The 23,535-nt window shown below is 45.0% G+C and carries 23 protein-coding genes and 1 tRNA gene; 12 read left to right on the top strand and 12 right to left on the bottom strand.

Annotated elements, in window-relative coordinates; genetic code table 11:
• Window positions 1-243 precede the first annotated feature (243 nt).
• Window positions 244-951 (top strand): SapC family protein, encoded by a 708-nt coding sequence (locus V7P87_RS13670; RefSeq protein WP_333797923.1) that lies wholly within the window; start codon window positions 244-246, stop codon window positions 949-951.
• A 124-nt stretch (window positions 952-1,075) separates the two neighbouring features.
• On the opposite strand, the gene V7P87_RS13675 is transcribed toward V7P87_RS13670, so the two are convergent.
• Complete coding sequence (locus V7P87_RS13675) at window positions 1,076-2,041, bottom strand: sensor domain-containing diguanylate cyclase (protein ID WP_333797924.1); 966 nt, start codon at window positions 2,039-2,041, stop codon at window positions 1,076-1,078.
• A gap of 311 nt (window positions 2,042-2,352) precedes the next feature.
• Here V7P87_RS13675 and V7P87_RS13680 point away from each other — a divergent pair, with 311 nt between their 5' ends.
• Window positions 2,353-2,568 carry a hypothetical protein gene (locus V7P87_RS13680; protein ID WP_333797925.1) on the top strand — a complete coding sequence of 72 codons (216 nt, stop codon included), beginning with the start codon at window positions 2,353-2,355 and terminating at the stop codon, window positions 2,566-2,568.
• A gap of 24 nt (window positions 2,569-2,592) precedes the next feature.
• On the opposite strand, the gene V7P87_RS13685 is transcribed toward V7P87_RS13680, so the two are convergent.
• Window positions 2,593-3,210 carry a TetR/AcrR family transcriptional regulator gene (locus V7P87_RS13685; protein WP_333797926.1) on the bottom strand — a complete coding sequence of 206 codons (618 nt, stop codon included), beginning with the start codon at window positions 3,208-3,210 and terminating at the stop codon, window positions 2,593-2,595.
• A gap of 385 nt (window positions 3,211-3,595) precedes the next feature.
• Between V7P87_RS13685 and V7P87_RS13690 the strand changes: the two genes are divergently transcribed.
• Genes V7P87_RS13690 through V7P87_RS13700 form a run of 3 tightly spaced genes read left to right on the top strand, consistent with a single transcriptional unit; the run spans window position 3,596 to window position 9,545 of the window.
• The gene (locus tag V7P87_RS13690; protein ID WP_333797927.1) at window positions 3,596-4,885 is read left to right on the top strand and encodes an efflux RND transporter periplasmic adaptor subunit; all 1,290 of its coding nucleotides are present in this window, start codon (window positions 3,596-3,598) and stop codon (window positions 4,883-4,885) included.
• Between the two features lie 9 nt (window positions 4,886-4,894).
• The gene (locus V7P87_RS13695) at window positions 4,895-8,056 is read left to right on the top strand and encodes an efflux RND transporter permease subunit (RefSeq protein WP_333797928.1); all 3,162 of its coding nucleotides are present in this window, start codon (window positions 4,895-4,897) and stop codon (window positions 8,054-8,056) included.
• The gene (locus V7P87_RS13700) at window positions 8,049-9,545 is read left to right on the top strand and encodes an efflux transporter outer membrane subunit (protein ID WP_333797929.1); all 1,497 of its coding nucleotides are present in this window, start codon (window positions 8,049-8,051) and stop codon (window positions 9,543-9,545) included. Before V7P87_RS13695 ends, V7P87_RS13700 begins: the two co-directional genes overlap by 8 nt.
• A 211-nt stretch (window positions 9,546-9,756) precedes the next feature.
• On the opposite strand, the gene V7P87_RS13705 is transcribed toward V7P87_RS13700, so the two are convergent.
• Both V7P87_RS13705 and V7P87_RS13710 read right to left on the bottom strand, forming a co-directional pair.
• Entirely contained in the window at window positions 9,757-10,101 is a 345-nt protein-coding gene (locus V7P87_RS13705) for a hypothetical protein (RefSeq protein ID WP_333797930.1), read from the bottom strand.
• A 420-nt stretch (window positions 10,102-10,521) separates the two neighbouring features.
• Window positions 10,522-11,022 (bottom strand): RDD family protein, encoded by a 501-nt coding sequence (locus tag V7P87_RS13710; protein WP_333797931.1) that lies wholly within the window; start codon window positions 11,020-11,022, stop codon window positions 10,522-10,524.
• 242 nt (window positions 11,023-11,264) lie between these two features.
• Between V7P87_RS13710 and V7P87_RS13715 the strand changes: the two genes are divergently transcribed.
• Window positions 11,265-11,351 (top strand) — tRNA-Leu (locus tag V7P87_RS13715).
• Window positions 11,352-11,731: 380 nt separating this feature from the next.
• On the opposite strand, the gene V7P87_RS13720 is transcribed toward V7P87_RS13715, so the two are convergent.
• The 4 genes from V7P87_RS13720 to V7P87_RS13735 form a co-directional block, all read right to left on the bottom strand.
• Window positions 11,732-12,553, bottom strand: coding sequence for an HNH endonuclease (locus V7P87_RS13720; RefSeq protein WP_333797932.1), 822 nt, complete (start codon window positions 12,551-12,553; stop codon window positions 11,732-11,734).
• 251 nt (window positions 12,554-12,804) lie between these two features.
• Window positions 12,805-13,182: a hypothetical protein gene (locus V7P87_RS13725; RefSeq protein ID WP_333797933.1), complete on the bottom strand. Its 378-nt coding sequence runs from the start codon at window positions 13,180-13,182 to the stop codon at window positions 12,805-12,807.
• 53 nt (window positions 13,183-13,235) lie between these two features.
• Window positions 13,236-14,357: a hypothetical protein gene (locus V7P87_RS13730; protein WP_333797934.1), complete on the bottom strand. Its 1,122-nt coding sequence runs from the start codon at window positions 14,355-14,357 to the stop codon at window positions 13,236-13,238.
• Window positions 14,358-14,454: 97 nt separating this feature from the next.
• Window positions 14,455-15,366, bottom strand: a complete 912-nt coding sequence (locus V7P87_RS13735) for a hypothetical protein (RefSeq protein ID WP_333797935.1) — start codon at window positions 15,364-15,366, stop codon at window positions 14,455-14,457.
• Between the two features lie 85 nt (window positions 15,367-15,451).
• On the opposite strand from V7P87_RS13735, the gene V7P87_RS13740 reads away from it, so the two are divergent.
• From V7P87_RS13740 to V7P87_RS13765, 6 genes are all read left to right on the top strand, one after another.
• Complete coding sequence (locus tag V7P87_RS13740; RefSeq protein ID WP_333797936.1) at window positions 15,452-16,642, top strand: tyrosine-type recombinase/integrase; 1,191 nt, start codon at window positions 15,452-15,454, stop codon at window positions 16,640-16,642.
• Between the two features lie 86 nt (window positions 16,643-16,728).
• The gene (locus tag V7P87_RS13745) at window positions 16,729-17,073 is read left to right on the top strand and encodes a hypothetical protein (RefSeq protein ID WP_333797937.1); all 345 of its coding nucleotides are present in this window, start codon (window positions 16,729-16,731) and stop codon (window positions 17,071-17,073) included.
• Window positions 17,070-17,378, top strand: a complete 309-nt coding sequence (locus V7P87_RS13750; RefSeq protein ID WP_333797938.1) for a YkvA family protein — start codon at window positions 17,070-17,072, stop codon at window positions 17,376-17,378. The genes V7P87_RS13745 and V7P87_RS13750 overlap by 4 nt, the downstream gene beginning before the upstream one ends.
• 11 nt (window positions 17,379-17,389) lie before the next feature.
• Complete coding sequence (locus V7P87_RS13755) at window positions 17,390-17,869, top strand: hypothetical protein (protein WP_333797939.1); 480 nt, start codon at window positions 17,390-17,392, stop codon at window positions 17,867-17,869.
• A 70-nt stretch (window positions 17,870-17,939) separates the two neighbouring features.
• Entirely contained in the window at window positions 17,940-18,368 is a 429-nt protein-coding gene (locus tag V7P87_RS13760) for a DUF2787 family protein (protein WP_333797940.1), read from the top strand.
• A gap of 400 nt (window positions 18,369-18,768) precedes the next feature.
• Window positions 18,769-19,662, top strand: a complete 894-nt coding sequence (locus V7P87_RS13765) for a bacteriophage abortive infection AbiH family protein (RefSeq protein WP_333797941.1) — start codon at window positions 18,769-18,771, stop codon at window positions 19,660-19,662.
• Window positions 19,663-19,815: 153 nt separating this feature from the next.
• Here V7P87_RS13765 and V7P87_RS13770 read toward each other — a convergent pair whose 3' ends face one another.
• The 4 genes from V7P87_RS13770 to V7P87_RS13785 form a co-directional block, all read right to left on the bottom strand.
• On the bottom strand, window positions 19,816-20,853 hold the full coding sequence (locus V7P87_RS13770) for a hypothetical protein (RefSeq protein WP_333797942.1): 1,038 nt from the start codon (window positions 20,851-20,853) through the stop codon (window positions 19,816-19,818).
• A gap of 14 nt (window positions 20,854-20,867) precedes the next feature.
• Entirely contained in the window at window positions 20,868-21,833 is a 966-nt protein-coding gene (locus V7P87_RS13775) for a hypothetical protein (RefSeq protein WP_333797943.1), read from the bottom strand.
• Window positions 21,830-22,819, bottom strand: a complete 990-nt coding sequence (locus V7P87_RS13780) for a Fic family protein (RefSeq protein ID WP_333797944.1) — start codon at window positions 22,817-22,819, stop codon at window positions 21,830-21,832. Before V7P87_RS13780 ends, V7P87_RS13775 begins: the two co-directional genes overlap by 4 nt.
• Before the next feature lie 387 nt (window positions 22,820-23,206).
• Window positions 23,207-23,416 carry a Y-family DNA polymerase gene (locus tag V7P87_RS13785; RefSeq protein ID WP_333797945.1) on the bottom strand — a complete coding sequence of 70 codons (210 nt, stop codon included), beginning with the start codon at window positions 23,414-23,416 and terminating at the stop codon, window positions 23,207-23,209.
• Window positions 23,417-23,535 lie beyond the last annotated feature (119 nt).

Raw genomic sequence — 23,535 nt, forward strand, 5'->3', positions numbered from 1 at the left:
CCTGGCTTTCATTTGTAAATTCAGATCGTTAATTCTGCACCTGCTTTGGTAGGCGCTGATGATGCCGTTTTAGGTAGCATATTTCTGCAAAACTGCACTGGTATTTTGTCATATTTTTATAGTATGGTGCTGCGGTATCTTAAAAAAGGCCGGCAATGGCGCCACAGCTTACGCCTGCTGCGCTGGCGCGCTGCGAATTCGACCGCTGTCTGCCCGGCCCCCTGACATTCTAAAGGAATCATTATGCTCGCTAAGCCAGTCCCATTAAGCAATGAAACTCACAAAGACTTAAAAATATTACCAAAATTTTCATTAGAAGCCGTCAACGGCCGTAATGTGGCGCCGCTGATGCTGCAGGAATTTGTCGCTGCTGCGCCTTTTTTCCCGATTTTCTTCTTAAAAAACCAGGACAACAGCGGTTACAACGCGGTAGCAGTGTATGGCTTAAAAGAACAGCAAAACCTGTTTGTTGAAAACGACACTTACACTGGCGGTTACCTGCCGGCTTCTATCCGCACTTACCCTTTCACTCTGGCTCAAGCCAGTGATGAGCAGCTGGTACTTTGCGTGAACGAGCAAGCCGAAAACGTCAGCCGCACCGAAGGTCAGCCGATGTTTAACGAAGATGGCAGCAATACTGAGTTTTTTGAAGGTGTAAATAAGTTCTTCCGCGATTATATCGATTCCAACACTGTCAGCCGTAATATTGTTAAACAGATGGAAGAAATGGACTTATTTAAAGCGGATGGCCTGCAATACACAGATGCCGCCGGCAATCAGCACCGTTTAGATGGCTTTTTTGTGATTAACCGTGAAAAGTTTGACGCCCTGAGCGATGAACAATTCCTGTCACTGCGTAAATTTGGTGTATTACCAGCTATTTACGCACACTTCAGCTCACTGGACCGCATTGGCGCTTTAATTCAAAAGTTGCCGGTAACAGCAGCTTAAGCTGTTACGCTTAAGTGCAGTGATTAGGTTGTATTCACACTGCGCCGACAGAACCATAAAAAAACCACCTTGCGGTGGTTTTTTTATGGCTTTTTAAAACAGATTTGCACAAACCGCATGGCGGTCAGCACAAACGCTGGCCTTGCTGACGCTGATACATCAGTTGATCAGCCCGGCTTAATAAATGCTCCAGGCTGGGCCCCTGATCCGGCAAATAATGCACCGCAGCCACACTAAATTGCAGCGGGCTGCTCCAGCTTTCCTGACTTTGCTGCAATTGGGTGCTCTGACGTAACCTGTCGACTATCTGCTCGGCCTGCAGCGCATTACTGTTCGCCACCAGCACGGCAAACTCATCATCACCAAGCCGACCTATCACATCACTGCCTCTGAAGGTTTGTTTCAGCAACCGGGCAAAACGCATCAAAGCCCTGTCGCCTTCAGCTTCACCATAAGCATGATTGAGTGTAGAAAAACCATCTAAATCAAAATACAACAACACTGCCGGCAACCCCTGCCTTTCACTGCTGTTGAGCAGCAATCTGGCCATGGTTTCAAAGCCCCGCCTGTTCACCAGACTGGTTAAGTCGTCAATAATGGCCAGCTGACAGGACGCCATTTCCTGCTCTGTTAACAGCGCCAGATCTCTAAGCGCAGCTAAATCATCCGCCGAAATTTCCCGGGGGATTTTGTCCATCAAACATAAGGTGCCAATTTTGCAGCCATTAAAAGCCCGCAGCGGTACGCCAACATAACAGCGTATGCCATCGGCCCCCTGCACCAGCGGATGGTCAAAGAAATACGGATGATGGCGGGTGTCCTGGATCACTAAAGCATCGTCGCCCAATATAGTGTGACCACAAAAGGAACTTTGCCGCGCACTACCGGATAAATTGCAACCCTGTGCCGCCAATACACGGATTTGCTCAGCATCCACCAGATGAATGGCGCACATCGGCATTTGTAATAAGCGCCTGCCAAGCCGGATCAAGCGGTTAAACTGCTCGCTACCACGGCAATTTAATAACTGTGAAGTGTGTAAAGTGGCAAGCCGCATCGGCTCATTGTCGGGGATAGTGGCATGATACATAGCGTGTGACTCCTTGTGTTGCTCTCAGGTGTCACGCGTGCAATCAGGTCTTCGCTACCACAGGTGAAAACCACAACTCAACTGACGCATGTTTTACTCTGACTGCAAAGTTGCAGTGCGGGTTCAATTTGCTGGCAAAACAGTCAGAATGGCGGCGGGCTTGACTTGCAGGAAAAATTGACGCTGCGAACTGGCATCGGCTTTGCTAGCCAATATTGGCGCAGTGTTGTGTATCAGCGTGGCTTTATATCTCAGCGCAGTTTTATCGCGCAGAAGCTTACTGCAGTTTCAGCTTGTATAGAGGAGTTCAGATGAAAAACCGCATCAAATGGCTGATATTCCTGGGGATAGCCAGCAGCACTCTGGGCGTAGCTGCGCCGGCGCCCTGGTTTTTGTGGCAAAGCAACGTCACCGGCGGTGTTATTTGTGCCCAGCACAGCCCTGGGGATGGCTGGTCACAACTGGCGGGCAGTTTTTCCACTGCAGGGCATTGTAAACAGGCGATCCGCCAAAAAACCAAACCTTAAGGTAAAACAACTGATGAAATAAACTTAGACCTGTTGCAACATCGCCTTAAAACCTTGCAGTGCAATAGCAGCCACTTGCTGCAGCCGTTCGGCACTGGCGCCATTGGCCGCCTGAATCGACATGCCCTGAATTTGCACCACCAGATAACTGGCCAGCGCACCACAGTCGGCGTCAGCGGGCAACTCTCCGGCAGCTTTGGCCTGTTCCAGCCGTTGTTGTAATTGCAGCTCACCGTTCCGGCGTTTTTCAATCAATGCCTGTTTCACATTATTGGCGCTGTCGCTGCACGACAAAGCGCCCTGCACCACCACACAACCTTTTGGATGACTTGGATCGGCATTGGCCGCCGCTGCGCCAAACAGCATATGTTCGGCCACCTGATACGCTGTTGGTTGTAATAAAGCGGGCTTAAAAAAAGCACAAGGGCGGTTTTCGTACAGTTCAATCGCTTTTAAAAACAACTGCTCTTTATTACCAAAAGCAGCATATAAACTGGGTTTGTTAATGCCCATGGCTTCGGTGAGATCCGGCAGCGACGCCCCTTCATAACCCTTTTCCCAAAACACCTCGAGGGCTTTTTGCAAAGCTTTATCCAGGTCAAAAGCGCGTGGGCGCCCTACCTGAGTCTGGCTGTCTGACATCACAAAACTCCTCAATAACCATAACGACAACAAGGTAATTTAATGCCGACAGAGTAAACAGCTTTAAAAGCCTTGTAAAGTCAGCGATATCTACCAAGCGGTACAAAAATATTGCCACTTATAAAGGCTCAGTAAAAAAGCAGCCGCAACACTCAGGCAATTCAACCAGTTAAACGATGCCCTGCGCCAGAGATCATTTTTGATAGAACCAAACTGCATTGTGCTTAGCAGAAAATCGTCTGTCATTTTTTACCACTTGGTACAAATAAAGGTTGACTCCGACATCACATCCTATATATTTACCGACCAGTACAATATACCATTCAGTACAGAATCCAGCAATCTGAAGTGATTGCCGTTAGCTCAAGCTTATAAGGACCTTGTTATGCGTAACTTACATCCTGTCAGAAACTTTTTGCTCGCCAGCATCAGCGCTGTGGTTATCGCCGCCTGTAGTCAACCTGAAGCTGCGCCGCCGACAGCCACCCAGGCTGGCCCCACTGTTGATGTCGCCACTGTGGTGCAACAGCGCATTACCGAATGGGACGAATTTACCGGTCGCTTACAGGCACCACAAACTGTGGCTTTGGTGCCCAGAGTATCGGGTTACCTGACCCAGGTGTTGTTTCAGGAAGGTCAGCTGGTGCAACAGGGTGATTTGTTGTTTCAGATTGATGATCGTGCTTTTGTCGCTGAAGTCAAACGACTGAGCGCCGAGTTAACAGCAGCCAAAAGTCAGCTGCAGCTGGCCAAAAATGATCTGCAGCGCGCTGAACAATTACGCAAGCAAAACGCTATTGCCGAAGAACTGCTGGACGCCCGCCGCGCCAGGCTGGAACAAAGTGCAGCCCAGGTGGCGGCTGTCAGTGCGGCCCTTGATAAAGCACAACTGGATTTAACCCACAGTAAAGTAACAGCGCCGATCAGCGGCCGGGTGTCTAATGCGCTGATCACCAGCGGCAACTTTGTGCATGCCGGCCAAAGCCAGCTGACCAGTATTGTCTCTACCGACAAAATTTATGCGTATTTTGATGCCGACGAACAAAGTTATCTGAAATATGTGGCCCAGGCTGCCACAGGTGAACGTGCTGACAGCCGCGCCGCTATTCCGGTGCAAATGGCATTGGCGTCTGACAACAACTACCGCTTTAGCGGCGCGCTGGATTTTCTCGATAACAGTATGAACCCGCAAACCGGCACCATCCGCGCCAGAGCAGTGTTTGACAACAAAGATAACCTGTTGATCCCAGGTCTTTTTGCCAAAATCAAACTGATGGGCAGCGCCAGCTACAACGGCATTCTGATTGACGACAAAGCGGTGGGCACCGACCTTGGCAACAAGTTTGTGCTGGTGGTGGATGACAAACAACAACTGCAATACCGCGCTGTCACTCTGGGTGAAAAAGTCGGGGGCCTGCGCATTATCAAACAAGGACTCAAGGGCAATGAAAGCATAGTGGTCAATGGCTTACAACGTGTACGCCCCACCATGCAGATCACACCCAACCCTGTAGCCATGACCTCTGCTGAAACCTTAAAGGCACTCAAAAGCAGTCAGCAACAACTGGATGAGGCAACAGAGTTACTGAGCAAAGAGCCGTTGCACACAGCGCCGGTCTCACTCAGCCAAAACAACGGCCAACACAGCAATACCACTGGCAATAGCCGCGGTTAAGGAGCCCTTATGCTTTCGCAATTTTTTATTAAAAGACCGATTTTTGCCGCTGTGCTGTCGCTGCTGTTTTTTATCAGTGGTGCCATAGCTGTGTGGCAACTGCCTATTACCGAATATCCGGAAGTAGTGCCACCCACAGTGGTGGTGACCGCCAACTACCCTGGCGCCAATCCAAAAGTGATTGCCGACACCGTGGCCTCGCCGTTAGAGCAGGAAATTAACGGTGTGGAAAATATGTTGTATATGTCATCCCAGGCCACTTCTGATGGCCGGATGACCTTGACCATTACTTTTGCCATTGGCACCGATGTCGACCGCGCCCAGACGCAGGTACAAAGCCGGGTTGACCGCGCTAAACCACGCTTGCCACAGGAAGTACAACGCCTGGGGATTGTCACCGAAAAATCCTCACCGGATTTAACCATGGTGGTGCATTTAACGTCGCCGGATAACCGCTACGACATGCTGTATTTATCCAACTATGCGGCGCAAAACGTCAAAGACGAACTGGCACGCATTGAAGGTGTGGGTGCTGTGCGGTTATTTGGTGCCGGTGAATACAGCCTGCGCGTGTGGCTGGACCCACATAAAGTGTCAGCGCTGAATCTCACCCCTCAGCATATAGTGGCCGCCATTCGTGAACAAAACCAACAGGCAGCTGCCGGTAGTTTAGGTGCCCAGCCTTCAGGCCAAAGCGATTTTCAGCTCCTTATCAATGTCAAAGGCCGGCTGACTTCAGTGGAAGAATTTGGCGACATTATTATTAAAGTGGGGCCACAAGGTGAAATCAGCCGGTTAAAAGATGTGGCCAGATTAGAGCTGGGAGCCAGCAGTTATGCGCTGAAATCTCTGCTGGATAACAAAGACGCTGTGGCCATTCCGGTGTTTCAGGCTTCGGGCTCTAATGCCATTCAAATCTCTGATGATGTGCGCGCCAAAATGGCGGAACTGTCGAAAAGTTTCCCGCAAGGTTTAAGTTACGACATCGTCTACGACCCAACGGTGTTTGTGCGTGGTTCTATTGAAGCTGTAGTCAAAACCCTGCTCGAAGCTGTGCTGTTGGTGGTGCTGGTGGTGGTGTTATTCCTGCAAACCTGGCGTGCTTCTATTATTCCGCTGGTGGCAGTGCCGGTGTCGCTGGTCGGTACCTTTGCTTTTATGCACTTAATGGGTTTTTCGCTGAACGCCTTAAGTTTATTTGGTCTGGTACTGGCCATTGGGATTGTGGTGGACGACGCCATAGTGGTCGTTGAAAACGTTGAGCGTAATATTGCCGATGGTTTAAGCCCGCTTGAGGCCACACAAAAAGCGATGAAAGAAGTGACAGGCCCAATTGTTGCCACCACTTTGGTGTTAGCGGCGGTCTTTATTCCAACTGCTTTTATGACAGGCTTAACAGGCCAGTTTTATAAGCAGTTTGCACTGACCATTACGATTTCTACCTTTATCTCGGCTATTAACTCTTTAACTTTAAGCCCGGCGTTGTCGGCTTTGTTGTTAAAAGCCCATGATGCACCTAAAGATAAACTGACCCGCCTGATAGACAGAACTTTAGGCAGTTGGTTATTCCAGCCATTTAACCGCTTGTTTAATAGAGCATCTTTAGGTTATGGCCTGCTGGTGCGCAAAGTGATTCGTTTTGGTGCTCTGGTTGGTATTATCTATGTGGGTATGTTGGTTTTAACCGCAGGCTTATTCCACAGCACACCCACAGGTTATGTGCCGGGCCAGGATAAACAATATCTGGTGGCCTTTGCCCAGTTGCCGGACGCGGCTTCGTTAGAACGCACAGAAGCTGTGATCAAAGAAATGTCGCGTATTGCACTGGAGCACCCTGGTGTTGCCAACTCAGTGGCCTTCCCTGGTCTTAGCATCAATGGTTTTACCAATAGCCCCAATAGCGGCATTGTGTTTACACCGCTGAAAGACTTTGACGAGCGGCAAAGCCCGGAGCTGTCGGCACAGGCCATAGCTGCGGATTTAAATGCCAAATTTGCCGGTATTCAGGACGCTTTTATTGCCATATTCCCGCCACCACCGGTACAGGGTTTAGGCACCATTGGGGGTTTCCGCCTGCAAATTCAGGACAGAGCCAACTTAGGTTATGTCGAACTTGCCAAAGTGACGCAACAAGTGATGATGAAAGCCTGGCAAACGCCTGAACTGGCTGGGGTATTTTCCAGTTACCAGGTGAATGTGCCACAGCTGGATTTAGACGTGGACCGCAGCAAAGCCATAGCTCAGGGTGTGTCTTTAGACACGCTGTTCCAGACGTTACAGGGTTATTTGGGCACGACCTATGCCAACGACTTTAACCAGTTTGGCCGCACCTATCAGGTGAATGTGCAGGCTGATGAAAGCTTCCGGCAGGACCCTGCTCAAATTGCAGCGCTTAAAGTTGTGAATAATCAAGGCGATATGATACCGCTGGGTTCATTTGTGCAGGTGGCGCACAGCGCAGGCCCGGACCGGGTGATGCACTACAACGGTTACACCACTGCCGAAATTAACGGGGGTCCGGCGCCTGGTTTTAGCTCTGGCGAAGCCCAGGCCGCTATTGAAAAAATTCTGGCCGAAACCCTGCCAGCCGGCATGACCTACGAGTGGACAGAACTGTCTTATCAGCAAATTCTGGCCGGTAGTGCCGAATATCTGGTGTTCCCGCTGGTGGTGCTGCTGGTGTTTATGGTGCTTGCAGCGCAATACGAAAGTTTAAGTCTGCCTTTGGCCATTATTTTAATAGTGCCTATGACCTTGCTGTCAGCCATCAGCGGTGTGCTGTTATACGGCGGTGACAACAATATTTTCACCCAAATTGGCCTCATAGTGCTGGTTGGCCTTGCCACCAAAAACGCCATTTTGATGGTGGAATTTGCCAAGGAAAAACAAGACCACGGCATGGCGCCACTGGCGGCCATTTTAGAAGCAGCACGGTTACGGCTGCGCCCCATTCTGATGACGTCCATTGCCTTTATTATGGGGGTAGTGCCTATGGTGTTCTCTACCGGCGCTGGTGCTGAAATGCGTCAGGCCATGGGGGTGGCGGTATTTGCCGGCATGATTGGTGTCACCATTTTTGGTCTGATTTTAACCCCGCTGTTTTATTATGTGCTGGCTAAAAGAGCTGCCCGCACCACTGCGGCCACCGCGCAGGAGCTGACTCATGGCTAAGCTTTTTAATACAAACTTAAACACAAAATTCGGTGCAACACTCAATATGGCCAGCAATAGCCTGCTGCCCAAACCCCGCTTGGCGCTGCTGGCTTTGGTGGTCAGCACTGTGCTGGGTTGTGCCACTGTTGGCCCTGATTATCAGCGCCCTGCTGAACTGAACACCAGCATGGCGATGCCTGAAGTCGGAAGCGCCATGGCGCTTCCTGACAACGCCACTTTATGGTGGCAAAAGTTTCAGGACGCCGAGCTGAACCGGCTTATTCAAATTGCGCTTGAGCAAAACCAGCAGCTGGCTAAAGCAGAGGCCAATGTGGCCAGGGCTTATGCGGTATTTGCCGACAGCAACGACAACCTCTGGCCTAAAGCTGCGCTGGATAGCAGCTATCAGGCAACTCGCACACCGGCCGAAGTGGCAGGCGCTGCCAATAGCCAGGATGGTAATGCACTCTACAACCGCCAATCACAACTGCGCGGCACTTTAAGCTGGGATTTAGATTTAACCGGCAAGTTAAAACGCGCCAGCGAAGCGGCCAATGCCAGAGCAGAAAGTGCGGTCTTTGCCTGGCAAGATGCGCAAATTGGCATTATTGCCCAGGTGGCACAAAGTTATGGCGATTACCGGGGCGCCGAGCTGCGCCTGGCGGTGGCCAAACAAAACCTGGCCAATATGCAGCAAACTGAAAAATTAATTCTGGCCAGACGCGACGCTGGTATGGCGTCAGATTTAGAGCTGGCGCGTATTAAAGCCCAGCTGTATCAGCTGGAAGCCAGCTTGCCGCAGTTTGAAACCGCTAAAAGCCGCGCTTTCACCACGCTGGCGGCTTTGCTTGGTTTGAGCCCGCAGCAGCTGCAGTTACAACAAACTGCAGCAGGCACACCAGCCTTGCCAGAGCTAAAACAACCCCAGGCGATAGCTGTTGCCAAAGATCTGCTGCGCCACAGACCTGATATAGCACAGACTGAGCGGCAATTAGCCGCCAGCACTGCCGATATTGGCGTGGCCACCGCTGATTTATATCCAAATGTCTCGGTCAGCGGCTTTCTGGGGTTTATCTCAGCGCCGGGTTTAACTTTGGGCAGCGATCAACGCGCCTGGAGTGTTGCGCCAAGTTTAAGCTGGCAAGGTGCCGACTGGACTTCAGTGCAGGCGAGAATTAAAGCTGCCAAAGCCAGTGAACAAATGGCGCTGGCCGATTTTCGCCAGCAGGTACTTAATGCACTGCGTGATATGCAATTTAGCCTGGAAAGTTACAACCTAAGCCGGCGCCAGCAGCTCATTCAGCAGCAACAAGTGGCCGCCACCAGCACAGCTGTTGCGCTTTCCAAAGCCCGTTTTGACGCAGGTAATGCCGATTTTCTGGAGTTATTGGATGCAGAACGGGAGCTACTGGCGGCGCGGGATGAACAAGCCAGGTTAAGTCAGCAGAATTTTCAGTTATTGGTGGCTTTATATCGCAGCTTTGCCGGAGGTATTGATTTAACGTAACTTTTTACTGCCCGGGTTCAGGCCCGGGTGTTTATTTCTGTTTTGGAAAATATCAGTCTGGCGTTCCTGCCCGGGGTTCCTGTCCCACCCCTGCCAACATGCGTCGCAAAAAATATGGCTGCAGCGGCTGATATTTTCCTTTTTTAACTTTTAGCCTTTTTGTTGCAGTGAACTGCTCAGTGCCACTCGTTCCCCGCCCAAAACTTCAAGATCAGGCAAATTGCAGGCTAGCTGATGCCGTATTCCGACGACGATAAGAAGGATGCACCAAAGGTGAGGCAGCAGACACCTGATATCTGTGACTAAAAAACTCCAGCACAGAATCTGCACTTAACCGGCGGTACGCCAGTTTGTGCTCCTGCACTACAGCTTCAGCCAGCAGCTGCAAAGTTTCCTGCAAGGACATTCCGCTTGGTTTTGGCATTTTATACAAGCTAAACAAGTAGTTAATTGCAAGAGATGCGTAAGAGGCTTCAGCTTTTTTGCTGACCAGGCCAAGTTCATGCAAACGAATGCCTATGTCGCGAATTTTTTGCAGGCGTTGATGTTCTTGCATGATATGGTCCCGTTGCTGATCCCTGATACTTTTATATCGGGCGCCCACGGCAAAACTTGAGCTGTGTTTTAACTAAAACAATAAAAAGGCCAAACCAGCAAAACGGCAGCAGCAACGCACAACTTGACGCTTCCCTTACCAGCCGCGGTTTGCAGGGCTTTGTTGCTTAGAGCTGCAGCAGAAAAAAACGCTGGCACAAAGTTGCCGCCTGTGCAGCTTGCAGCAGCTTAGGTTCAAACAGAATTGTTGTAATTTTCAGCAGTGGATTAAAAACACAGACTAAAACAGCGTGCAAAGCAGCAGTTGGTTGTCAGTTTTACCGGCTTTTAACCAAAAACAGCGGCAACAGGGTTAAATATCAGTTTTAGCCCGCCATCGCCTCTGTGACGGCGGCTAAAACAGCAAATGCAGCCAGAAAGATCAACGCGCCTGACGGTGTACATTTAATTGCTGGCTTTGCTCTTTGCTTAAGACCAGCACCATGGTGCCAGACAGCTGATCCTGCAGCGCCAGTTTTTGTTTCCAGCGCACCAGCAACCATAAATTGCCAAGGCCACCGAGTGAAGTAAATAAACGGATCAGCGCTTGTTTAAAGGTGACAGGCGCACCATTTTGCTGCACCAGCAATAAGCGCCAGGCGCGCATGCCAAGGGTTTGGCCGGCTTTACACCAAAAATACAGGTAAAACCACAACACCCACACCAGCAAATACAACTGAAACCAAAGGGCATGGCGCTGAATATATTCAGCGGCATCCTGATAACCAACCAACGACAGTACACCGGCTTTTTCCAAACCGGCCACCAGCGCCAACGCCAGCAACATAGCCAGCATTAATAAAGCGATCAGCGTCATAAAATCATAGAGCAGCACGCCTAATCTGCGCACCAGCCCCGCCCTTGGCGTATCTGCAAACATCATCTGAACTCTCGTTTTTTTGCCGGGCGAATTGTTTGTCTGAGCCCAACTTATTCTGGCCCGCACTTCGCCGGCTCAAGCCGGAAAACCCGCAGTTTAACATGGCAAGGCGCGGCAACAACAGCCAAAGCCCAAACAGGCCACGCTTAAAAATTACGCAATTAACTGTTGTCATTGATTTTTTGCTTGCGAAGCCAGCCCAGCTTTGTATAATCAGCGCTGTTTACCCCGCAAGACCCCTCAAAGCCTGGGTGGCGAAATCGGTAGACGCAGCGGATTCAAAATCCGCCGGTAGAAATATCGTGTCGGTTCGAGTCCGACCCCAGGCACCAAATTCCCTTATTTCAATTACCTCTTTCATTGTTAGGATTTGCTCTTGCAAATGTTCCTTACGCTTTTGATTTCATTGAAAAAATTTGACTGAATTAAAGCTTAAAATTAGTTTATTTTTGGCAGTTTTTAACTAGAGCTATGGACGCTCCGGTCCATACCCTGTTTTGTTTTGTCTAGTTTTTAGCTCGCATTAATTGCAATCACTTGCAAACGAATGACATTTTAGGAACGGGATGCTTGCTTAATGTATTTTGAACATCCCACTAAAATTCCAGTACTTCCGGTACAAGTCTTGTTTTATGGAGAACGTTTACGATCTGTGCCTGCTTATATGCCTCGTTCAGATTGAACTCAGACTTGCATTTATTTTTCTACTTGCTTAATTAAGACCAATAATCTTTTTTAGCTCTTCAATTGATAATGGGGGGCGACGTTGATGCAACATCGAATGGCAATTTGGGCAAACTGGGCGAAGATCCTTTATTGGGTCTACTTTGTATTCTTTTGATATATCTGCCAACTGTACTAGATGGTGAACGTGGATATAGCCCTGACCTAATTCCCCGTAGATCTTACCAAAATCAAACCCGCACACTACGCAGGACGTTCCATAATGTGCTTTGCAATCCGACACTGCCTTTGCATTTCGCTCGAATGCGTTCACATAAATTTGCTTAATTGCTCCTTCGGGGTAAGTAGTACCTCCAGATAGTTCTTCTGGAAAGCTTTGATCTTGTTTGTTGTATATGCTCATCGGCAAATCTGGCGTTTCATTTAAAGCTGAATTTGCATGCTTTGTCTGCGTTAAATTCTTTTGGAAAGACCATGTGATCTGAACGGGCGATGTTCGCTTATGGCTATGAGGGCTTGCTTCACCTGCGTATTTAAATGGGCTCCGGTCATCTGTGCGATAAAAAACATGAACTTTGTTTTGCCTACTTAACAAACTCTTAATAGAATCTTGGTCAACATGTGACGCTGTTTTGCCATACCAATGTAGAAGTTCATTTTCAAATCGATTTGCATAGTCGTGACCTGTTCGGCCCGCAGTGCCGATATTACAAAAAATGAACCAATCCCCGTTCCATTGTGTATAGCCTGTATTCCAATTACCCTTTTGTTTATCCGTCGGCACATGACAGATTTTGTAAATATCGGATTTTTTATAACTTTGACCAGATATGAATGTGAAATCTGCCATTTCTTACTCCAAACCTTTTATTCAGTCGCTGGATAACTTCTTAAAATCCATTAACTCGCTAATAATTGACTATCTTTCGGCAACTCTACCTACAGAGATAAGTCGTTTTTTTGAGTGCTGCAAATTTGATTCTATAGTTCGCATGTGTTCTTCATGAATCATTTAAGATGTTGATACGATGAAGTTAAATGTAATATTAAGTAATAGTTCGCGGACTTAAAATAATGGCACGTTTCCGATAATGCTCGAGTTTAGATAACTCCTAGGTAACGGACTGCATGATAAAACCCTGGGATAGCAAAAATACCCGCAGTAGGCACTGCAATATTTAAACTGGGTGTCATCGTTGTGCTTCCGGCAGAAGCGCTAACGAAGCTGAGTATGAAAATGGGGGCTAGTTTCCAAATAGGTTGATTAGTAAGGTCAAGCCAAGCAATATAGTAACCAAGCGCAACAAAAAACGCTAAATAAGTTGCTAAACATACCGAGTTCTTTGGCATCGTAGGGTTACCGTTCTCGTCTATGTGGGATTTTCTATTTAGTTCCAGGAGTCTACCGTTTAATCCCATATAAAAGGCTGAAACGCAGCAAAACAGCGTAGCCAATAGATATAAATCGAGTTCAGTCAATCCCTACCTCCCAAACAAATATACGATTACTTCTATGCGTGAGATCTTTATAATCACAGGACATTAACTTTTATAGCGCCTCTAACATTTGGTCGAGCCACCTCCAATGCCAGGTCGATAATTTGTTGAATATTCACTCTGCTGTAATTGACTCCGATCCACCAACCCGGCATGACCTCAATTGAATGTTCTTCACATAAGTCTGTTCGTCCCGGATATAACTCAAACTTATTCTTCGCGAGGTAACGCCGTTTTTTTCCATGCTTACGGGACGCATATCTGTCTAGGAAACCAGTATCTTGTTTAGCAATGTACTGAAATATTTTAATCATCACTTCGCGCGCCGAATTCGCCTGATACGTGGTATCGCCTATTACATATGAGAAACTATCATTGGGTTTTAATGTGACTGGCGGTATTGCTTTAACTACTGATGACTTTTCGGTTTTAACTACCGGATTTTGTGGTTTCTTAAGCACCACAGTTTGAGCTATCTGTACAGTTGAGGCTTGTGGTTGGCTCCTGGCTAGAAACCTGCTACACGCGTCCAAATCTGGTTTATAACCGCAAAGATCTTCAGCCTTTTCAGCTAACAACTCAAGAAGAAGAGAATCGGGTTCTTCAAGTAATGCCAACCATGCTTTTGGTAAAACATTTTCGACTTCTCGACCCCGTGCGACATTTTGGTAATCTTCTCTGGCAGATCGTAAAGATTCACCTGAGCAAACTCTTTGATACTGCAGATATCTTTGCAGTCGGCTTACAGCCTCTTCAACGTCGCGTTCAAGTAGATCAAGTTTATAAACTCGTCGCTCATCGTATCTCCCTTGTTCACCGGGTAAATAGAAACTCCATTCTTGACCATCAGTGAGGATAGCCATGGGTACGCCCAGGTGGAATGCATATTCAAAAAGCTGACGGTCAGCACCATCTGAAAAACCAACCTTCTTTACTTCAATGAATACAGATGGACGATTTGCTGGGTGGCATAACGCATAGTCTACTCTGCGGTTTTCAAGTGAGTATTCAGGAATGACAATGCTAGTATCGAAAACCGGCCAGTTCAGTTCATTTAGCGTTTTGAGTACGATACCCTGTGATACAGCAGCTTCAGAAGTGTACTCACCTCTACGTAAACGTTCTTTGACGTTTTCAATATGCTTTGCTATCGACACAATATGTCCCCTGTAAGTGGTTAATTTGAAAGAAGCCGGTAATTTAAATGAAACATATTGCCTTTAAAGTACTTTTACCAAAATGATATTATTTATTCTATTTAATAAATTCCTGCTTCACGCTGTTCCCTTCAATAGTTTTAACCGCGACTGGAAGGCCAATTTCATTGGTATTGTCATTCCTTACAGATTCAACAACAAATTTTGTAATGTCTTCTTGAAATGTAGTGCCTGTTCTAAACGAGTTTCTAGCTATTTCTAATGCTTCTGTACTATACGTATTCACCATCCCCAGAACGCCAACTTCATCTGCCTGAATCAACTCTTTTTGACAGTAAGTTTCTACTCCTTCGCCAGGGATTTCTCGATACAGAAAATGATATTTGTATAGGTGGTCAATTCGGCTGACAGGGCAAGTGAGACCGAGAAGTATCTCTGTTCGCATAGCAGTAAGAGCCTCTATATCAATGACATGCTTCATTTTGGATTCAAGAGCTTTGTTAATTGAGTGTTCGACGACATCGGATACAAACTCGGCTGACACAAGATTTTGATAGTCACGCTCAGGAATGAAAATATCATCGTCATATACTGACGAGATTCCATTTTTAACAAGATTGTTTTTTTCGCAGATCATTCTTACTATACATTTAAATTCTTCTATATTCTCAAAATCGATTCTTAACTTAGCCAGATGTCCTGAAATGTTATTAATTATGTGTTGAGCAGTAAGTGTGCTTCCAGCAAATGCCACCAGGCATTTGTAAGTGGTGAACACTTTAATGTAATCGCTAAAATGTTCTCCTACAAAATGTGGTTCCCATATTTGAATTGGAATTTCTACAATTTTCCTAAATTCAGAGAGAAGAGCTCTTCTACCTCCGGGGGTTTGAGTGCTAATAAGGCTATCAGCCACCATAAAAATTCCTGATTTTCGATCTGGAATATAATCCTGCGGCTTTCCCCATAAAAATTGTTTTTGCTTATAACCTGCGATTATTAGTGTCATTCCTTTGCCTAAGGTAAAGTGAAGAATTATCTGATTTTTTAAATATATATTAATCCACCTGATACTGTCACTGTGAGGTATTCAGATGGAGAAAAAATTCAAGTTCACCAACGAGCGTATTAAAGCGCTTCCCGCTAATCCGCCTGATGCAAAAGGTACTGACTTAGAAGTGTCAGATACTGAAGTTATTGGACTTAAGTGCCTCTCTGGCAAATCAGGCAATAAACGATGGTTACTTCGTTACAGTACCAATTCTGGGCGCAAGACTTCAATAGCTATCGGACGCTTCCCGGATATTGATGTAACGCTTGCTCGCAAGATTGCCCGGAAGCATCTACAACAGATCGCTGAAGGTCATGACCCAAAGGCTGAACGGGATGAAATAAAGAAGATACCGACTGTGAGTCAATTTTTCTGGGATATCTATCTTCCGCTAATCAAGGGGAAGAACAAATCCTGGAAATTAGATCAGCAGCGCTTTGAATATTTCATCGGTCCGGCGTTTGGCGATATGCGCTTTGAAGAAGTGACTGCGGCCCAGGTGCAGCAATTTCAGCTGGGCTTAAAGTTACGCAAGCGACATGGTAAACCCTACACCCCTGCTACCTGTAATCGCATCTTAGCGTTGTTAAAAACAATTTGTGCACATGCAGTAAGGCTTGGTTTGGTGGAGGTGAACCAGGCTGCCAAAATCCAGCTATTTCGGGAAAACAATGTCCGAACCCGGTTTCTGGACTTGGAAGAGTCGCAGGCACTCATCAAAGTGGCGCGAAACTATAAGAAACCAGCTGTCGGGGCTTTGGTTATCATGTTGCTGTTAACGGGTTGCCGCTCGTCGGAAATGCGTTATGCAACTTATGACAATCTGGACCTGGACAAGCGGACCCTTATCATCCCACCAGAGCAAACTAAAAATAAGCGTGGCCGGGTTGTTTACCTGACCGACTTAGCTTTGGAAACTCTGGCTATGGTGCCTAAGGTTCGTGGTAACCCCTACATCTTCCCCGGAATAAAGAAAGGACGCCCGATTTGCGATATCCGCTTTTCGTTTAGGACGATGTTACTGGAGGCTGGTATTACCGATGTGGAAAACATCTGTGTTCACACGTTAAGACATACAACAGCCAGTAACATGGTGTCAGCTGGATTTTCCCTTAATGAAGTGAAAGCCCAGCTTGCGCACCAGTCCATTCAAAGCTCAGAGCGTTACGCCAAACTGAGCCTACGCTCTATCCAGAACACCAGTCAGAAAGTCTCTGACTTGTTTCAAATCTAACAGTTACTTTTAACCCAGAAGCCCTAATCCGTCGAACAGTTTTGCTGTTCGCGGATTGGGGCTTTTTCATTTATGGAGCAAAACCTATGCAATTGATTGAAGCCTGGCCTTCACCAGACAACGTCTCATTACCGCACCATGTGTTTGCTGTGGTGAAACAAATCCTGATTGAGCCTTTTGGCGACGAAGACAGTGCTATTGGCTTTTGGACTGAAACAGGTTGCTTATTAGCTATCTGTGATGACCTGCTGGAGCTGTCTGTATTACCCAGAGAAGCAACCTATCACCGGTTGATGCAGGCGTTATCTGTGCCGGATGTTGTGGAGTATTTGCCAGACAGTTATGAGCTGTTGATGGCAATTACCACAGATAGTGGCACAGGGACCTATCTTGTTTTAACGCCCGATGCACGCACAAGGGCCCAGCCATGAGCGGCGTCCCTCATGAGTCGATGCTCAAGAAGCTCAAAGACATTAAAGGGTTGAAGCAGTTAATGCTGGCCGCTTTGTTGTTATATGCGCTGCTGCTCGATGCTGACTGCCCTGCCTGGGCAAAGACTGTTGTGGTCGCTGCCCTCCTCTACCTTCTAAATCCATTTGATGCCATGCCTGATCCTTTGATATGGGCCGGTTACATCGATGATTTAGCCGTGTTGATGAGCGCGATTGCCGCGCTAAGCAATGTGATTAAACCCCACCATCACGCATCCGCCAGTCAGATGCACACTGAAATCTGAAGGAAATTGATATGAAACCAAAGACAACTAAAGCAGTAAAAGAACCAGTTGCAGCTGACCAGGCGACTGAAACAACTGACGCTATCAATCCAGATGCGGGATACACCTTTTTAATTGATAAGGGTGTGGCCAGTAAGCTCAGTCCAAAATCAACCGGGGCCGTGTTCTTTCAACTGGCCTTAAAAGATGAAGACAACAGCTTACATCTGCGAATTAGCGGTAATGAAGGTGGTGGCCTGCACTCAAAAGAATGGGTCAGTGTCACTGCCATCATTGAACTGTTGAAGCCACTGAAAGACCAGCACTTCAAAAGTAATGTGTTCAGAAAAGTGATGGTCGGTAAAAGCAGTAACAACGTGTCCTTCTTATCGGGCATTTTACGAAGCGCTGATATCGGCCTTATCCAACCAAGCCCGGAAGGAACCTTCTTGCACGAGCTTCCCGCTGATTTTGAGCTGAAATGCAAAACCCTGCTGGCCCTCGCTGGCTGAGCAATTAACCCTGTTCATACCGCAAAGGCTGCAACCCCGTAGCCCTGAAAATCAACGAAGAGAATACATTATGGAACAGACGATTGTGCTGAATGGCCTTGCTTTGCCTGTCAGCAATGAATTCGCGCAAACATTGCTACAACGGTTAATCACAGCAACAGAAGGTCTTGATGCCCTAACTGCAGTGACGATTAACTTTCGGGACCCGGACTATTCAGCAAATGCTGGTGGTTATCATCCAGTTGAAGTCAGACTGGTTTGGAAAAACAACGCCTGGCAGTTTGACTACATCACCAGCTTCTCGTTTGTGGGGCTGGGTTGGTGTGCAGAGCTTGCCAAAGAGCTGGATTTTGACTTCGGCCAGAACTGCTTTGAGATGCGCGGCTACCGGCCACAAGTTCTTGCCGTTGGTGAAGAAATGTACCGTTTGTTCGAACAGAACTTCATTGAGTACGTACGGATGGAAGTGTTCGACGTGGTAACCACGGTAGAAGACTAAATCCACCCAAAGATAGCCAAAACCAACCTGGCTATCTTTTTTTGGTGAAAGATGACGATTTTCTATGATCTAAGTCGGATTGTGTCTGTCCGGAAGTACCGGGTTTGGCAAGGGGATGAACCGGAGCACGGCCACTTTTGGATATGACGAAACACCATGCAATTACATTGTGTTATGCGCCTCAAGGGGTGATGGAGTTAGATGTCTGATTTAAATGGCTATTTTTCAATTGATTTAGGAACCGTTGGGACTTTTCTGGATTGTAGTCTGCAAGCACAAATGACGAATAAATCTAGTCAATTCAGATAGATAAGGTGTTTTCGAATTAATGATATTGGGGTAAGGTAGCGGCATCATTTAAAAAAACAACCCTTGAACATCCCAGGTTAGGTCGGAATTGATGAGTACACTTTATATCATCGGAAATGGTTTTGATATGTGGCATAAATTGCCAACGAGTTATGGGCACTTTGCAGACTTCGCACAGAAATTACTCTCTGACATAGAAAACTACTATTCGCTTGATTTCAATAACAACAACCCTTGGTATGATTTTGAGAATGCACTTGGTGCTTTTGATCCCGAGATTCTATTAGCTGAATATAATGAAATAGATGTGACTGCAGATGATTTCAGGCCAAGCTTTGTTTATGGTCTGGAAGATGAAATGACCGAACAAACCGATGCTCATGTAGAATCAATTCGAGAAAAATTTGCTGAATGGATTCAACAGATTGATGTCAGTGAAGCTGCTGCAAAGATTGAGTTTCCGGAAGATGCCTTATTTATATCATTTAACTATACGTCAACGCTGCAATCTGTATATGGGATCAATAGTAATCGTGTATTGCATATTCATGGAAATGTTGACAACCATGATGAGCTAATTTTTGGACATGGAAGAGAAATTCACGATGTTCCAGATGTTGATGAAAATGGTGATTCAACGCGTGACATGTTTTCTGATGCATTAGGGAACGCTCGCTACCCACTGCATGCACTCAAAAAGCCAGTAGATGAAGTTTTGGCCCGTCACAGTCAATTTTTTGAAAATCTTAAGGATATCGAAACCGTAGTTGTAATTGGTAACTCATTGAACGAGATTGACCATCCTTACTTCAGACGAATCGCCGATGTGCTGCCTGATATGTCATGGCATGTTATCTATTATTCAGAAAATGAATCTGCTGGTTTTATTCAAAGTCTGGTTGCTTGTGGTGTAAATTCTGAGCGGATTAGTTGCGCAGGCTACGATTACTTCGGTGTTGAAATCGATATAGAAGAGGAAGATTAAAATGTAAGCGGGCTCGAACAGAGCCTGCTTGCCCTTTCCGGAAGGGTAACCGAGAAGTTATTCCAGTGAAAAATAGAGATCTGAGAATATCAGATCTCTATTTGCAAATTTGACGAATGAAATTGGTAGATAATTTCTACTTAGCCGCAGAAGTTAGCAGTCTAAATCAAATCCACAATTTTCTTTTTCATCCATTATTTTCATTTTTTTATTGTTTAGATTCAACTTATAGACTTTAACATGGTTTGCTTCCATATCTTTGGCATAAATTATTACAATGTTAGAAGATTTAAAGTCCGTTTTAAAAATAATTTCATCACTAGAAATATTTAAATTGTTCTCACTTATTACATTAAATTTCTTTCCATCTATTTTACGATACAAAACCAACCCTTCATCTGGTGATTTTGCCACGACATAAATACTTCCTACAGCTAAGATAGCAGTCGTTGACACATTACTTTTTGGGGTGACTTTCCAAACTATATCATTATTTACAACGTACAAAATATCGCCAAGATTTGTTTTCGCAACGTATTCATTATTATTTATCGGGTAGTGTCCAGTAAATGAAAAATTCTGTTCAACTTGCCCAGCAAGCCATCGGTCGTATGTTAGTTCATTGCTGGCAAGATTAGAATACACTTTAGATTTTTTCAGATCGATAGTATTGTATGATATTTCTCCGTCCTTAACACCATAAAAATTCAGAAAATTGCTATCATAAGAAAATATCATATAGAAATCACTTGGCTGTATGACCTCATCAAAATTCTTGTTTATTGAAAATTTCCCTTTCTTTGATAATAAAGTTATTTTGCTAATGTATTCGTTATTTTCTTTAAGTGACTTTTCTGCAATAGCAACAAAATCACCATCTGGTGATTCTTCAACAGAAGAAAAATTTTTGAAAGAAAACAATTCACCGGTTTGTTTGTTAAAAAATGACACTGACTTAGTGGCATCATCAATCAATACGCAATAATGTTTAGAACGAAACTTACTCAGCTTAACATTTTTTTCTAGCAATATAGATTTCAACTTTTTTCCATTTTGCATGGAATTTAAAGCAGAAGAGTTATTTTCATAAGTTACTTCGCAGTAATTATTTTTTCCGTATGCTGTTGTTTGAACATCAGCAACAGAAAAAAAAGATAAAAATGGGATTAACGATAACATTAAATTTTTCATTATAAACTCCTTAATTATGGAATACTACAGTTGGAGCATGGAGGCTTCGGTGCGTCTGGGTCTGGTGGAGCCATATTATTTGAGCTCTTCACTGACGAAGGAAAAATGCATATATTATTTTTAAATAAATTTGCAGGATCAATAGAATACTGTGCATCTACTAAATCTTTTTTGAATTCTGTATCAGCAGCTCTGCGTTTAATACGGGACTCATTATAACTGGCTTCGCTACTATAAATAGCCATATGCAAATGAATTGGGTATTTATTAGTTCCATCTTCCTTCAACGGAGTTCCTCCTACCACACCAAAGAAATCACCCATCAAATAATTTTTGCCTCTTTCGACACCTTTATCGATACTTTGCAAATGAATCACTTTAACAAAATGCTTCGATAAAGTAGTTTCATATTCAACATACCATCCATTGTTATTATCATAACCGTAATTTAAAACCTTTGCATCGCCCCAAAAACGTGCCTTAACTCCTGTTTGCCCTGCAGTTGCTATATCCCAAGCAGGGTGGAAGTCATAGCCTCTCCACCCCCAGTCGCTGCTTAAATTAATTCCTGTTGCATTATCACCTACAAGACCTTTCCAGCAGTCATTTTTACGATCATTGTCGGAATCCTTTAGGTTAGGATCAACAGGCGGAGCATCAGCACCGCCTTCTCCTCCGCCTCCATCTTCTGGAGGATCTTCTGGTGGCGGGGCTGGGTCATAAGGTGGCGGTGGCGGAGGAGGATTGCAATTATACACATCACAAGGATCTACAACAATACTGCAGCGAGTACCTCCATTATCATCCGTATCACAAGACATTGCAGCGTTAGCTGAATTTATCCCAAGCCAACCCCAACCTGACTTTAGTGTTGTATTGTTGGCGTAATCATTATCATCGTCGATAAAGCTCTGCACTACAACATTCCCTGCTAAAATCAATGAAATTGCAAATGCAACTTTAGAATTTAGTAATTTCAACTCTGCCTCCTACACATTATTATATCTTCCATTTCTATATGCATTTTGTAAAAAAAACTACATTCGTAAAATGTTTTATTTTCAGCTCTCAAACCTCTCTTGCTAACAAAGCCAATACTTTCCAATAAGGAAAATTCATATTTCAAATCATTTAAGGAATACCCAAAAATTTCAACATCGCCGTTTATTTCTACATATGGAAAATTACTAAGGTGCGATATTAAATTGCATAATTTTTCGCTCAATAAAAAAAAAGAAAACAAACTAATCAATTCATTCATTTTTAGATCAATATAAGTAATAATCTCATTGGTTTTTTTGCCTCCCCATTGATTCATACTATTCCAATAATCATTTATATGTTCTGGGTATGTTCTTACTGCAACATCATGACTTACCGGATCCGAGCAAATTAACCTATATATAAAAGGCGGTACACATTGCGTTGGTCTTTTTAAAAGAGATAGCCAGACAACTCGGGAGCATCTTCCATTTCCATCAACAAAGGGGTGAATCTTGATAAGGTCAGAGTAAATTTTTATTATTGCATCTAGACCATTATTCTTATTGGAGTTTAAGGAAACTATAAAATTGTCCAATAAATATTCAAGATCTATATGAGAGGGGGGGACATAAATTGCTTTATCTAAAGAGGGGCCAACCCAATTTTGAAAAGTTCTAACCTTGCCGGCCAAGTGATGTCCTCGCAAAGTCATTTTGTTCACAGTACATAAAGATTCTAAATCTATTAAATCTCTTGTAGAAAGAAATTTTACCGCGTTACAAAAGCTGCTAGATTGTAACCAAAGATTCAATGCTTCAGAGTCAAATTTCGATATACCACACATAGCGAGCAAGAATCTTTTTCTTGAAACTAGTCGTTGTTCTTTTAGTGAGTTGCCACCAGATATAAATCTGCTGCAAAATAGTAGCAAATCAAAGCTATTTCTTAACTTTATAGCATCCATGCTTGCGTTGTCATCCATACTGAATTTTGAAAAATTTTCACTAACTACTTACAGCACTAACATCTATTCTTTCTGACACAATATGATGAAATAATTTAGTGAAAAAATTTGAATTAACCTTAAAAAAACACTATCAACACCTTTGAAATCAAGAGTGAAACAAGATATTTACCAAATTCAAATTTGTCAATTTTTTTTAACGCTATTTTTGCATGTAACGAAAAATATCCTCGATTCTGAGCTTATAACCAAACTCACTTAAGTCTAAACATAAAGCAACACCGGTTAGATCCAAAAACGCTTAATCTATAGGGTAGCGCTCAGCTGACGATACTAATGGTTCAACCTTAGTCATCACTCACGATGACATATCTGAATAGAGCACGTAATTCAACGATAACACCACTATCCCATGCTTTCCCTCAGTTCACGGATCTGAAAGTATGGAACCCCCATTTTTATTCCCAAAGCTTTTGCTTCTTTGGATCGTGCAACAACACAGCCATCGTTATTGGAAAGAACTACAACGGGCTTATCAGTCAGATCTGGACAGAACAACTTCTCACACGAAGCATAAAAGTTATTGCAGTCTACTAATGCAAAGACTTTATCCATAACATTTAGCCTTTAGATGAACGATTCATCTGCCGCAGAACATTGGTCACCACCCCAAAAATCTTGAATCGCCACCAATAAACTAGACACTTCCCAGCCGTTCTTGGTAACGGTTTTCA

Source organism: Rheinheimera sp. (assembly GCF_036782235.1).
Taxonomy (GTDB): Bacteria; Pseudomonadota; Gammaproteobacteria; order Enterobacterales; family Alteromonadaceae; genus Pararheinheimera.